Origin of the sequence: Streptomyces sp. NPDC093544 (assembly GCF_040683495.1) — a bacterium.
GTDB lineage: Bacteria > Actinomycetota > Actinomycetes > Streptomycetales > Streptomycetaceae > Streptomyces.
The window spans coordinates 182,062-195,225 of sequence record NZ_JBFBEA010000020.1; the positions used below are offsets into that span (position 1 = coordinate 182,062).

General features: G+C 69.4%; 8 protein-coding genes. 5 read left to right on the top strand and 3 right to left on the bottom strand.

The window, feature by feature from the left end:
- Positions 1-116 precede the first annotated feature (116 nt).
- Positions 117-4,394, bottom strand: a complete 4,278-nt coding sequence (locus tag AB0N66_RS29110; RefSeq protein ID WP_365440507.1) for a HAMP domain-containing protein — start codon at positions 4,392-4,394, stop codon at positions 117-119.
- A gap of 376 nt (positions 4,395-4,770) precedes the next feature.
- Positions 4,771-5,598, bottom strand: a complete 828-nt coding sequence (locus tag AB0N66_RS29115; protein ID WP_365440525.1) for an RNA polymerase sigma factor SigF — start codon at positions 5,596-5,598, stop codon at positions 4,771-4,773.
- Positions 5,599-5,885: 287 nt separating this feature from the next.
- Here AB0N66_RS29115 and AB0N66_RS29120 point away from each other — a divergent pair, with 287 nt between their 5' ends.
- Together AB0N66_RS29120 and AB0N66_RS29125 are read left to right on the top strand one after the other, a co-directional pair.
- Positions 5,886-6,248, top strand: a complete 363-nt coding sequence (locus AB0N66_RS29120) for an STAS domain-containing protein (protein WP_365440527.1) — start codon at positions 5,886-5,888, stop codon at positions 6,246-6,248.
- The gene (locus AB0N66_RS29125) at positions 6,245-7,180 is read left to right on the top strand and encodes an anti-sigma factor RsbA family regulatory protein (protein WP_365440509.1); all 936 of its coding nucleotides are present in this window, start codon (positions 6,245-6,247) and stop codon (positions 7,178-7,180) included. The genes AB0N66_RS29120 and AB0N66_RS29125 overlap by 4 nt, the downstream gene beginning before the upstream one ends.
- A gap of 138 nt (positions 7,181-7,318) precedes the next feature.
- Here AB0N66_RS29125 and AB0N66_RS29130 read toward each other — a convergent pair whose 3' ends face one another.
- A complete protein-coding gene (locus AB0N66_RS29130; protein WP_365440511.1) occupies positions 7,319-7,828 on the bottom strand; it encodes a DNA starvation/stationary phase protection protein in 510 nt (169 codons plus the stop codon).
- Positions 7,829-8,317: 489 nt separating this feature from the next.
- Between AB0N66_RS29130 and AB0N66_RS29135 the strand changes: the two genes are divergently transcribed.
- The 3 genes from AB0N66_RS29135 to AB0N66_RS29145 all read left to right on the top strand — a co-directional run bounded on the left by AB0N66_RS29135 (position 8,318) and on the right by AB0N66_RS29145 (position 12,998).
- Positions 8,318-9,820 carry an FUSC family protein gene (locus AB0N66_RS29135; RefSeq protein ID WP_365440529.1) on the top strand — a complete coding sequence of 501 codons (1,503 nt, stop codon included), beginning with the start codon at positions 8,318-8,320 and terminating at the stop codon, positions 9,818-9,820.
- A gap of 877 nt (positions 9,821-10,697) precedes the next feature.
- Positions 10,698-11,834 (top strand): nitric oxide synthase oxygenase, encoded by a 1,137-nt coding sequence (locus tag AB0N66_RS29140; protein ID WP_365440531.1) that lies wholly within the window; start codon positions 10,698-10,700, stop codon positions 11,832-11,834.
- A gap of 117 nt (positions 11,835-11,951) precedes the next feature.
- Positions 11,952-12,998, top strand: coding sequence for a lactonase family protein (locus AB0N66_RS29145; RefSeq protein ID WP_365440513.1), 1,047 nt, complete (start codon positions 11,952-11,954; stop codon positions 12,996-12,998).
- Positions 12,999-13,164 lie beyond the last annotated feature (166 nt).

The following is a 13,164-nucleotide window of genomic DNA, read 5'->3' on the forward strand; positions in this document are numbered from 1 at the left end:
GTTCGGGAGTGCTCACGGTGCGGTTGCTCCTCGGCTGGGACGCCCGCGGGGGCGGGGGAGAGGGGTGCGGGGAAGGCGCCCGGCCGGCCGTCCGGACCGGCGGGCGCCATCCGGTGTCACACGCTCAGCCAGCGCCGGACGCAGGCGATGAGGTCGTCGGTGTCGACCGGCTTGGTCACATAGTCGCTCGCGCCCGACAGGAGACTCTTCTCCCGGTCGCCGGGCATCGCCTTCGCGGTGACCGCGATGATGGGCAGGTCGGCGTACTGCGGCATTTTGCGGATCTCCGCCGTGGCGGCGTACCCGTCCATCTCCGGCATCATCACGTCCATCAGGATCACCGCGATCTCCGGACGGCTGAGCAGGGTCTCGATGCCCTTCCTGCCGTTCTCCGCGTGCAGCACCTGGAATCCGTGGAGCTCCAGAATCCCGCTGAGGGCGAAGAGGTTGCGGGCGTCGTCGTCGACCACGAGCACCGTGGTGCCGTGGAAGGCGTCGCCGACGATCCGCGCGTCCTGGGGCTGCGGCTCCTCGGCGCGGACCAGCGGGAGCACGGCCCCCGGTTCCTCGGCGGAAAGATGCAGGGCGATGCGCTCGCGCAACTCGTCCAGGCTGGAAAGGAATTCCAGCGTCCGGGGACCGGACCGGGACTGCAGGGCCTGCTCCTGGGCGAGGTCCACGCGACTGCCGCTGTGGACGAGCACGGGGACGCTCGCCAGGGCCGAGTCGCCCTCGACGGCCTCCAGGAAACTGGCCGCCTCCCCGTCCGCCATGCCGAGTTCGAGGACGACGCAATGGCAGGCTCCGGCGGCCAGCGCACTAGCCGCCTCGTGCGCACCCACCACCGTGATGACGTCGACCGTCTCCCGGGTGTCGCTGTCGTCACGACTGCGGGTGAGATCTCCGACCGCGCTCTCGGCGACGAGCGTGAGCAGACCGCGTGGCCGCTCCTCGACGACCAGCAGCCGACGCCGGTTCTGCCGGGGCAGGCCGGCCGGAGCCTGCGCCGGAATGGCCGCCCTCACCACATCGGCGGCGTCCTCGCGCGGCGCGGACTCCGGTGTCCGGCTGCCGCTCAGGAGTTCCTCGAAGTCGGGACGGGCCACGGGCAGGAAGAGGGTGAAGGTACTGCCCTGGCCTGGCGTGCTGTCCACGGTGACCTGGCCACCGAGCAGATGGGCGATCTCGCGGGTGATGGAAAGACCGAGACCGGTGCCGCCGTACTTGCGGCTCGTGGTGCCGTCGGCCTGCTGGAACGCACCGAAGATCGTTTCGAGTTGCTGTTCCGGGATGCCGATGCCGGTGTCCTTCACCCGGAAGGCGATGACGGTGCCGGCGCGCAGCACCCCCTGCGGGATCTCGTGTGCGGTCGCCGGTTCGATACGAAGTTCGACGCGTCCCTGCTCGGTGAACTTGACCGCGTTCGACAGCAGGTTGCGCAGGACCTGACGCAGCCGGGAGTCGTCGGTGAGCAGGTCGTCGGGCGCGCCGGGCGCGGTGGTGATGGTGAAGTCCAGGCTCTTCTGCGAGGTCATGGGCCGGAAGGTGGCCTCGACGTACTCCAACAGGCGGCGCAGCGGGACCTGTTCGGGGGAGAGGTCCATCTTGCCCGCCTCGACCTTCGACAGATCGAGGATGTCGTTGATCAACTGGAGCAGGTCCGAGCCCGCGGAGTGGATGATGCCCGCGTACTCGACCTGCTTCGGCGTGAGGTTGCGCGAGGGGTTCTGCGCCAGCAACTGGGCCAGGATGAGAAGGCTGTTGAGCGGGGTCCGCAGCTCGTGGCTCATGTTCGCCAGGAACTCGGACTTGTACTTGGAGGCCAGCGAGAGCTGCTGGGCACGTGCTTCGAGTTCCTGCCGGGCCTGTTCGATCTGCAGGTTCTTGGCCTCGATGTCCCGGTTCTGGGTGACCAGGAGCGAGGCCTTGTCCTCCAGTTCGGCGTTGGAGCGCTGCAGTTCGTCCTGCTGGACCTGCAACTCCTCGGACCTGGCCTGCAGTTCGGCGGTCAGACGCTGGGACTCGCCCAGGAGCTCGTCGGTGCGGGCGTTGGCCACGATGGTGCTGACGTTGACACCGATGGTCTCCATCAGCTGTTCCAGGAAGGTCTGGTGGACCGGGGTGAAGTGGGTGACCGAGGCCAGTTCGATCACGCCGAGCACCTGCTCCTCGACCACGATGGGCAGGACCACCAGAGCCGTCGGTACCGTCTGCCCGAGTCCCGAGGAGATGGTCACGTACCCCGGGGGCAGCTCGGCCACCGTGATGGCGCGGCGGTTCCGGGCGGCCTGGCCGACGAGTGAGCGGCCCATCGGGATGCGAGCGGGCCGGTCCGTGTCGTTGGGATAGCCGTAGGACCCGACGAGCCGGAGTTCCGTCCCGTGCGCGGACTCCTCCGCGAGGTAGAAGGCGCCGTACTGCGCGGTGACCAGCGGGGTGAGCTCGTCCATGATCAGATCGGCCACGATGTCGAGGTCGCGGTAGCCCTGCATCAGCCCGGAGACGCGGGCCAGGTTGGTCTTCAGCCAGTCCTGCTCATGGTTGGCCCGCGTGGTCTCGCGCAGGGACTCGACCATGGAGTTGATGTTGTCCTTGAGCTCGGAGACCTCGCCCGACGCCTCGACGGTGATCGAGCGGGTCAGGTCGCCCTCGGCCACGGCGCTGGCCACTTCGGCGATCGCCCGCACCTGGCGGGTGAGGTTGCCCGCGAGTTCGTTCACGTTCTCCGTCAGGCGCTTCCACGTACCGGAAACGCCTTCCACCTCGGCCTGGCCGCCGAGCCGGCCCTCGCTGCCGACCTCCCGTGCCACCCGGGTGACCTCGGCGGCGAAGGCGGAGAGCTGGTCGACCATCGTGTTGATGGTCGTCTTGAGTTCAAGGATCTCGCCGCGGGCGTCCACGTCGATCTTCTTGGAGAGATCGCCCTTGGCGACAGCGGTGGTCACCAGGGCGATGTTGCGGACCTGGCCGGTGAGGTTGTTGGCCATCGAGTTGACGTTGTCGGTGAGGTCCTTCCAGGTGCCCGCCACGTTGGGCACATGTGCCTGCCCGCCGAGCCGGCCCTCGGTGCCGACTTCGCGTGCCACGCGGGTGACCTCGTCGGCGAAGGCGGACAGCGTGTCGACCATCGTGTTGATGACGTCCGCGAGCGCCGCGACCTCGCCCTTCGCCTCGACCGTGATCTTCTGGGAAAGGTCTCCCTTGGCCACGGCCGTCGCCACCTGGGCGATGGAGCGGACCTGACCTGTCAGGTTCGACGCCATCACGTTGACGTTGTCGGTGAGGTCCTTCCAGGTGCCCGAGACACCTCGTACGGTGGCCTGTCCGCCCAGATTGCCCGCGGTGCCGACTTCACGGGCGACGCGGGTGACTTCGTCGGCGAAGGCGGAGAGTTGGTCGACCATCGTGTTGATGGTGTCTTTGAGTTCGAGGATTTCGCCGCGGGCGTCGACGGTGATTTTCTGGGAGAGGTCTCCCTTGGCGACGGCGGTCGCCACCTGGGCGATGGAGCGGACCTGGGCGGTGAGGTTCCCCGCCATGAAGTTCACCGAATCGGTGAGGTCGCGCCAGGTGCCCTTGACGCCCTTGACGTCGGCCTGTCCGCCGAGACGGCCGTCGGTGCCGACTTCGCGGGCGACGCGGGTGACTTCGTCGGCGAAGGCGGAGAGTTGGTCGACCATCGTGTTGATGGTGTTCTTGAGTTCGAGGATTTCGCCGCGGGCGTCGACGGTGATTTTCTGGGAGAGGTCCCCCTTGGCGACGGCCGTGGTCACCTGCGCCACGTTGCGGACCTGGGCGGTGAGGTTGCCCGCCATGAGGTTCACGGAGTCGGTGAGGTCACGCCAGACACCGCCGACGCCGGGCACTTGGGCCTGTCCGCCGAGGCGCCCTTCGCTGCCGACTTCGCGGGCGACGCGGGTGACTTCGTCGGCGAAGGCGGAGAGCTGGTCGACCATCGTGTTGACGGTCTCTTTGAGCTGCAGGATCTCACCGCGGGCGGGGACGTCGATCTTCTGGGAGAGGTCTCCCTTGGCGACGGCTGTGGCCACCTGCGCGATGTCACGGACCTGTGTGGTGAGGTTGCCGGCCATCGCGTTGACCGAGTCCGTCAGATCGGCCCAGGTGCCGGAGACTCCGGGGACCTCCGCCTGCCCGCCCAAGGTGCCCTCGGTGCCCACCTCACGTGCCACGCGGGTCACTTCGGAGGTGAACACGGACAACTGGTCGACCATCCCGTTGAACACGGTGGCGATGTCGCCGAGGAGGCCACCGGCATCGTCGGGCAGACGTGTGCCGAAGTCCCCGTCGCGCACGGCGGTCAGGCCCGCCAGCAGCTGACGGAGCTCCTGCTCGCCAGGTGTTCGGCTCGAAGGCCCGGTCGCTGTCACGGTCATGCTTACCCTCGTTCCGCTCCCCAGGAGTCCCGGGATGGGACTCGGAACCACGCCGGACTCACGCACGGTCTATGTGTAGTCCGCAGCATTTCCGCAGAATCACGGATGCGCCCGCTGAGAAAATACGCCGCAGGCTAACCCAGGAATCATCCGATGAACAAAGTGGTGGCCGGAACTCCCGCGTGGCCAAGAAAGTTTCAAGGAACGAGGCATAACCAGGGGAGATGGGGATACACATGACCCTCTCGGTCTGCCCGGGCCCGGGGTGCCTCTGGTGCCGACGGGGGCTGCACACAAAGATCCCGCCGTGCCGGGGGCCACCGGGTGAAGGGGTGACCGCCGGGACGGCGGGATCGGAGCCTTGGAAGGCGCGGACTCAGGCGACGGCCGGATCCATCAGTCCTGTGCGAAGACGCTTGATGATGCGGGTGATCAGCCGGGAGACGTGCATCTGCGAGATGCCGAGCTCTTCGCCGATCTGCGCCTGGGTGCGCTCTTCGACGAAGCGCAGGTGGACGATCAGACGCTCGCGGTCGTCGAGTCCGGCGATCAGCGGAGCCAGCGAGTTGAAGTCCTCGACGAGTTGGAGCGCGGGGTCCTCCTCGCCGATGAAGTCGGCCAGCACGCCTTCGCCGTCTGCCGCGCCGTTGCTGGTGAGGGCGGCGTCGAGCGACGTGGAGGTGTAGGCGTTCGACGCCTTGCGCGCCTCGATGACGTCTTCCTCGGACAGGGACATCAGCTCGGCCAGCTCACGGGTGGTGGGCATGCGGTCCAGCCGGGTCTGCAGCTCCTCCGTGGCCTTGGCGAGCTCGACGCGGGCTTCCTGTAGACGGCGCGGTACGTGAACCGCCCAACTGGTGTCGCGGAAGAAGCGCTTGATCTCGCCCACGATGTAGGGAACGGCGAAGGAGGTGAACTCGACCTCTCGGGTGAGCTCGAAGCGGTCGATGGCCTTGATCAGGCCGATGGTGCCGACCTGGACGATGTCCTCCATGGAGTCGCCGCGGCTGCGGAAGCGGGAGGCGGCGTAGCGGACCAGGGAGAGGTTCATCTCGATCAGGGTGTTGCGCGCGTACTGGTACTCGTGCGTGCCCTCTTCGAGGATGGCGAGCCGGTCGAAGAACTGGCGGGAGAGTTCACGCGCGTCCTTCGGCTTGACCTTCGACGGGTCCTCGATGAACGGAAGCGCCAACTCGCCGCCCATCTCGTCCACTTCGGCCGTCCGCTGTGCCGTGGCCGTTGTCTCCAGCGCCGTCACGGCTGCCATGCCGCCCACCCCAAATCCTCGAAGGTATCGTTGACACAGCTCGAATGCCCCGGTTGCCAGAGATCACACCACCGGGTTGCCGAGAATTTCGGGAGGGCCGTCGCGACGCGGTCCGGGCCGGTCCTTCGGGGAGCCGGTCGCGGTTCGGAGTGGCCGGGTACCCTGGGCGCCGAGAGCCGGGGCCGCGATGGCTCACGGCGGGCCGGCGGGAGGCGGGGGTGGACATGGCGTACGGCGTCGACGGGTCGCCGGCGAGCGCTGCCTCGCCCGAGCTCGACGGAGCTGTTCTCCGGCTCTACGAGCTCGCGGAGCGTCCTGGCATCCGGCTCGTCGGCGAGATCAGCCCGTCCACCCGGCCTGTCTGGCGGCAGGCCCTGGAGCAGCTTTCCGGCCAGTGCGAGCACGTCTGCTTTCTGGAACTGTCCGCGATCACGTTCGTCGATGTCGCCGGTGCCTGCGAACTCGCGCGCACCGCACAGGGCTTGAACGACAGACGGCGCCTGGTCCTGGAACGGCCGCCGCCCGAACTCCCGCGGATTCTCGAGCTGTTCTGGCCGGAACTCCGGACGATCGAGGTGGCGGCATGACGACCTCGGCCACCCGGATAGAACCATTCGTTCATCCCGCGCTCTTCTACCGCAGTGACCAGGAGTACGTGGAGGGGACTGTGCCGTTCCTCCTGGACGGCATGGCCGCCGCTGAGCCGGTCGCCGTGGCCGCGCCCGTCTCGCGGCTGGATTTGATCCGAACCGAACTCGGCACGGCCGCCGCCGGCGTGCACTTCGTCGACATGACACAGGCCGGGCGGAACCCCGGCCGCATCATCTCGTCGGTCCTACGGAAGTTCGCCGACGCCTGGACCGGCCGCCGCGTCCGCATCATCGGGGAGCCGATCTGGCCCGGCCGCACCGAGGTGGAGTACCCGGCCTGCGTTCAGCACGAGGCACTGATCAACATGGCCTTCCAAGGGCGCGAGGTGACGATCCTGTGTCCCTACGACGCGCGGGCCCTCTCCGCCGACGTGATCGCCGACGCGCACGCCACGCACCCCGTCCTCATCGACGGGGGCCGGGAGCGGGCCAGCACCGCCTACGCGCTGGAGCCGGTGCTCGCCCGCTGCAACGAGCCCCTGCGTCATCCACCAGGAGCGGCGACGGTCCACTTCGACACGGATGACCTGCCCACCTCTCGCGATTTCGCACTGCACGAGGCACGGGAGCGGGGGATGAACCGCGCCCGTCTGCAGGATCTGGCTCTGGTCGTCGCGGAGCTGACGACCAACAGCGTGATGCACGGAGGCGGTTCGGGAACGCTGCGGATCTGGGCCGAGAGTGAACAGATCGTCTGCGAGGTGCAGGACGACGGACACCTGGCCGACCCGCTGGCCGGCCGACACCCGGTGCGTCCCGAGCAACTGGGCGGCCGTGGCCTGTTCCTCGTCCACTTCCTCTCCGACCTCGTCCGCGTACATACCGGCGAGAACGGGACGACAGTCCGCAGCTACGTCGCCCGCAAGTGAGCTGCGCTGCCTGACGGGTATCGGGCTCGGCGTGCGGACATAGCAGGTACGGGAAGGTCCGGACCCGGCAAGGGGTCCGGACCTTCCCGTACCTGCGACGGGTCCGTCTGGAATGTCACCGCGTGGAATGGTGCGCCGCTAGGGGGTGTCGTTCGGCTGGGCGTCATGGGCCGCCTGGCGTTCGGTGTGGGAGTTGGCCGTGGCCAGAGTTCCGCCCGAACTCTCAAGGTGTGCGCGCACGAACCACTGGAACTGCTCGAGAGAGCGCAGCTGTTCGATGAGGAGATCCTCCGTCACCGCGTCGCTCTTGCCGACCTCGGTCATCGCCGCGCGGTGGGCCTCGATGATTCCGGTGTAGACGAGGTCGAGGGCACCGAGGTGGGCGATGGCGTCGGCCCGTCCGACACCGTAGTCGTCCCACGTCCGCTCGGTCACAAGAACGCCCGGTGTGCCTTCCGGTACCCCGCCGAGGGCGGAGATGCGTTCGGCGGCGTCGTCAGCCATTTCGCGCACTCGATCCACCTGAGGATCGAGCATTTCGTGCACGGCGATGAAATGAGGGCCTACGACATTCCAGTGAACATGCTTCAACGTCAGAGAAAGGTCGTTGAGCGCATGCAGGCGCATACGCAGCAGATCAATGATCACTCCACCCTCGTGCGTGCTGAGCCCGGGGATCGTGTACTTGGGGGATGCGGACTTCGCCATGTTTCTTGTCCTTCCCGGCAGAAATTCTCGAACCGGCTGCCGTACCCACCCGCGTAAGAACCGGAGGAACCGGAAACGCGGGAAGCATCGGTATCAGCCTCCGAGACCTCAGGTGCCCCGGTTCTATCGAGCTACACACCAAGCGTCTGCCGTCATCGGCCACCGCAATGGTCCGTTGGTCGGCTACTTGACCGGCATCACCCTCCTGTAGTGGGCCAATGGCCCAGTGATTTGAGCACGAGTTGAGCCGTTGTGCCTGCGGATGCTTATCTGTGCTGTATCCATGCACAATCGGCGCCGCGCAGCGCCGGACGGCAATGACGCCGTACCGGACCGCGGCGCTTCGTCGTGTCCGCGAGTTCCCGCTACCCGGGCGCCCGCGTTCCGGCGGGAGGCAGTTGAGGGGGCGGGCGAAACGCTGTGATGAGGATGCTCGTGGCTCCGGATCCGGGGCATGTCAGGCTGAGGAACTCGTGCCGTGCCGTCGTCGGCATCGGTTTCGCCGTCGCCGTGGCGGAATTCGCCGGACTGTCCCTGACGGCTTCCATCACCGGGGGACTGGCGGCACTGCTCGCTCTCTTCACGGTCGCCGACGGGACGGTGCGCGCCCAGCGGGTGACCACTGCTCTGCTCCCGGCCGTCGGATTCCCCGTACTGGCCCTGGCGACCCTGCTGCACGGCGTGACCCCGGCCCGGGACGTGGCCTTCCTGCTGGTGGTCTTCGGTGGGGTGTACGCCCGTCGCTGGGGTCCCCGGGGGCATGCGCTCGGGATCTTCGCGTTCATGAACTTCTTCATCACGCAGTTCCTGCACGCCGTCCCGGAGCAACTGCCAGAGCTGTACGCCGCCGTGGGCCTGGCCCTCGGCGCCGCCGGCCTCGTACGTTTCGTTCTCTGGCCCCTGGAGCGCGGTGCGGCTCCTCCCGCTCCCGCGCCCCGGCCGCTGCCCGGCACCGGACTGGCTCGCCCCACCACCCGGCAGGCTTTCCAGGCCACGGTGGCTTGCGCCTTCGCGCTGATCCTCGGCCAGGCACTGTCCGAGGACCGCTGGTACTGGGCAGTCGGCACCGTCTGGTGGATCTTCGTCAACACGGTTTCGCGCGGCGAGACCCTCGTCCGCGGATTCCGCCGGGTGCTGGGCACGGTCGTGGGGATTGTCGTCGGCATGCTGATCGCCATCCCGCTGCACGGGGCGCCGGTACCGACCGCCGTCCTGGTCGCGGTCTGTGTCTTCGGGATCTTCTACACCGCCGCGGTCTCGTACAGCTGGATGGTGCTGGCGGTGACGGTGATGGCGGGACTGCTCTACGGCCTGCTGGGAGTTCTGGTTCCCGGCCTTCTCGTACTGCGTCTGGAGGAGACGGCCATCGGCGCGCTGGGAGCCACGCTCGCCGTGATTCTCGTGCTGCCGGTCACCACCCACGCCACGAACGACGCGTGGATCCAGCGCGCGCTGCGCTGTGTTCATGAGGCAACCGCCGAAGCCGCCGCCCGCCTGGCGGGCTCGCAGACAGCGGATCCCGCACCGCACGCGGCCGAACTCGAAGTGCTGCTGGCCCGTGTCCGGATGGCGCTCGCTCCCCTGGTGCACCCGCTCAACCCGTTCCGCGCACGCAAGGCACGGGCCGCCCAGGTCATCACGCTGCTGGACGGCTGCGCCCGCGAAGTGCGCGGCCTGGTGGCCGTCGCCGCCGACCCGGACGCGAGCCACGACGCCCGCCTCGTCGCTGCCTGCAGCCGCGTCAAAGCGGCCGTGGAGGCCCTGACGGTCAGCGAGAGAGGACGTCGCGGGCCGGCGAACGCCGCCGACACCCTGCCGCACCCCGCTGCCACCGAGCCCGCACTCGCGCACCTGCACAGCCTGGAGCGGGCGCTCGCCGAACTCGAGGTCCCTTTGCGCAGCTCCCGCTATTCCCCGTTGGTCGGCGCCTGAACGGCGGCTCACACCGACGGTCGCCAACTGGTGCCGCCCCTCGGCTCAGCACGGGTGCACCGTATACGGTCCCCTGGCCCTCACCGCCGCCCCGGACGTCCGCACGGGCAGCCCCTGACACCCGCGTGCCGCCGCATCGACGCGGCGGTGGGGACCAACCCGTCGGCGGCTATGCCGTAACGCGCCCTGACCGCACACGCGGGCACACCCGGCCCGTACTCCGGCGTTCGCCCGCATCCACACCCCGGAACGCGTGCTTCCTGTTGCGGCCACGCCCCCGTGCGCGTCCCAACTCATCAGCGCCTGACGTCGGGGCATGGACACCAAACCCCGGAATGGGGCACTTTTTCGGACACGCGGAGGGTGGATCAGCACACCGGCTGGGTAACTCCGCGGCTATCAGACGCACGGAGCCCGCGGACCGTGCGGGAGCGACCCGCGGGCCGAACCCCTTGGGGGTGGCACCATGCGCAATTTCCTTCACGGAACCGGACATGGAGAGCGTTTCACCGACGACGGATACGCAGGACTACCGGCGCCGTGGTGGGCCGGGGAGCCGGGTGGGTGGCTCGAGCGGACTCCGGACGGCGGTGGGGGAGAGGCAACGGGTCCAGGCGGCCGTGGAGCCGCGGGCTCGACCCCGGGCGGCCGTCAGGAGAAGGGTACCGATCCGCGCGGCCGTGGAGGCGAAGCCGCTGATCCGGGCGCGAGGTACGTGCAGGCCGGCACGGGCACGGTCGCTGCCACCGGCACCGGCACCGGCGCCTGCCCCTGGCCGACAGGTCGATCCGCTCCGGCGACAGGCCTGCGGGAGCGGCCGGTGGTCGACGGTTCCGACGAGGACTCCGCGGCCCCCGGCGACGTCACCGTGCCGGCCGTGCGGCTCCCCGCCGGCCACTCGCCCTCAGCGTACGAACTCCACCGCGCCGCCGCTGAGTTCCTCAGCCTCCACCACACCGAGGAACGCCTCGGGGACCCGGCCCGGCGGATCGCCGCCGCGCACGCGGAGATCGCGGAGACAGGGACGTACCGCCACACCACCGAGGAACTCGTCTTCGGTGCCCGCGTCGCCTGGCGCAACGCCAACCGGTGCATCGGGCGGCTCTACTGGCACTCCCTGTGCGTACGCGACCGCCGCGACGTGCGGGACACCCGGGATGTCGCCGAGGCGGCGGCGGACCACCTGCGGGAGGCGACCCGCGACGGCCGGATCCGCGCGCTCATCACGGTCTTCGCCCCCGACGAACCCGGTCGCCCGGGTCCGCGGATCTGGAACGAACAGCTCATCCGGTACGCGGGTTACGCCCGCCCCGACGGCGGTGTGACCGGTGATCCGCGCAACGTGGGGCTCACGTCGTACGTCCAGCGGCTGGGCTGGCCCGGCGGCCCCGGCACCCCCTTCGACGTACTGCCGTTGGTGATCCAGGGCGCCGAGGACAAGCCCTGCTGGTTCGCGCTGCCACCGGACGCGGTGCTCGAAGTGGAGCTCGCTCACCCCGAGTACCCCTGGTGGCGCGCGCTCGGACTGCGCTGGCACGCGGTGCCGGCGCTCGCCAACATGTGCCTGGAGATCGGCGGCATCTGCTACCCGGCCGCGCCCTTCAACGGCTGGTACATGGGCACCGAGATCGGCGCCCGCAACCTCGCCGACACCGACCGCTACAACCTCCTGCCGCACATCGCCGAGCGCCTCGGCCTCGACACCCGTACCGACCGCTCCCTGTGGAAGGACCGGGCGCTCGTCGAACTCAACCGCTCCGTCCTGCACTCCTTCGACCGTGCGGGCGTCACGGTCACCGACCACCACACCGAGTCCCGGCGTTTTATCACCCACCTCGGCCGCGAGGAGGGCAAGGGCCGCCGGGTCGGCGCGGACTGGTCGTGGATCGTCCCGCCCATCTCGGGCAGTGCCACACCCGTCTTCCACCGCACCTACGAGGCGGTGGAGCGGCGACCCGCGTACGTCCACCACCCGGAGGCACACGAACGGGCCCGTGGCGCGATCCTGGTCTAGGACTGCTCCAGGACAGGTGTAGGACCTGTCCGGCCGATCATGCCGGACAGGCCCTGGACCGCGGATCATGGACTGCTACCGTCGCCCCCGACAACGCGGGAGCGAGAGGGGACCCCAGTGGCAGACGGCGGCAGGCGGCAGCAACGGGCGTTCATCGGGTCGTTCACGGCGGCGGGGGGCCTCGGCGTCCTCACCGCGACCGTGGACCCGGTCAGCGGCGCACTGACCGTCCTGAGCGCGGTGGACGGTGTCCCCGACCCGTCGTACCTCGCCCTGTCACCCGCCGGGGACATGCTGTACGCGGTCAGCGAGACGGCCGACGGTGCGGTGGCCGCCTACCGCGTGACCGGCGAGAAACCGGAGCTGACGGGGGCGCTCGTGAGGGTCGGCGGCAGCGGCCCGACACACCTCAGCGTCTTCGCCGGACACGTCCTGACCGCCAACTACGGCTCCGGCAGCGTCAGCGCCGTCCCCGTCCGTGCCGACGGCGGGCTCGCGGGCGCCGCCTCCAGCGTGCTCCAGCACACGGGCTCCGGCCCGCACACCCCGCGCCAGCACGGCCCGCACGCCCACCAGGTGCAGTCCGACCCGAGCGGTCGCTGGGCGGTGAGCATCGACCTCGGCACGGACTCCGTACGGGTGTGCACGCTGGACGGCGGAAAGCTCACGGTGCACCGCGAGACAGCGCTGCGCCCCGGTTCCGGACCCCGGCACCTGGTCTTCCACCCGCGCGGCGAGCACGCCTACGTACTCAACGAACTCGCGCCCACCGTCACCGTCTGCCGCTGGGACGCCGCCGAAGGCGCGCTGCGGCCCGTCGGCGAGACCTCGGTGCTGTCCGGCGTACCGGACGGCGACGCGTACCCGTCGGGCATCGTCGTGTCGCCCGACGGCCGCTTCGTCTGGACCGCGACGCGCGGTCAGGACGTCGTCTCCGTGCTCACGCCCGACGCGATGGGCGAGGGGCTGCGGCTGGTCGCCACGGTGCCCTGCGGCGGCACTTGGCCCCGCGCGCTGGCCCTGGACCCCTCGGGGCGCTTCCTGTACGCCGCCAACGAGCGCTCCGGCGACGTGACCTGGTTCGCGGTCGACCCCCACACGGGCGTACCGAGGCGGGGCGGCTCGGTGGACGCTCCCGCGGCCTCCTGTGTGGTCTTCGGCTGACCTCGCGGCAGGCGGCAGGCGGCAGGCAGCGGCACGCAGCAGCATGCACGCGAAGGGCCCGCTCCTGCCATGGCGAATTCCAGGGGTCGTCGCAACACGTGATCACTGACGTGTGGTGGCGAGCAGTTTAGACAGACGCTCGGCTGGGGTTTCCCAGCCGAGCGTT

Bases quoted from the DNA above. Each gene is read 5' to 3' on its own strand.
- AB0N66_RS29125 (WP_365440509.1), top strand. From the start codon at position 6,245: ATGACGACCTCGGCCACCCGGATAGAACCATTCGTTCATCCCGCGCTC.
- AB0N66_RS29110 (WP_365440507.1), bottom strand. From the start codon at position 4,394: ATGACCGTGACAGCGACCGGGCCTTCGAGCCGAACACCTGGCGAGCAG.
- AB0N66_RS29135 (WP_365440529.1), top strand. From the start codon at position 8,318: ATGCTCGTGGCTCCGGATCCGGGGCATGTCAGGCTGAGGAACTCGTGC.
- AB0N66_RS29115 (WP_365440525.1), bottom strand. From the start codon at position 5,598: ATGGGCGGCGAGTTGGCGCTTCCGTTCATCGAGGACCCGTCGAAGGTC.
- AB0N66_RS29120 (WP_365440527.1), top strand. From the start codon at position 5,886: ATGGCGTACGGCGTCGACGGGTCGCCGGCGAGCGCTGCCTCGCCCGAG.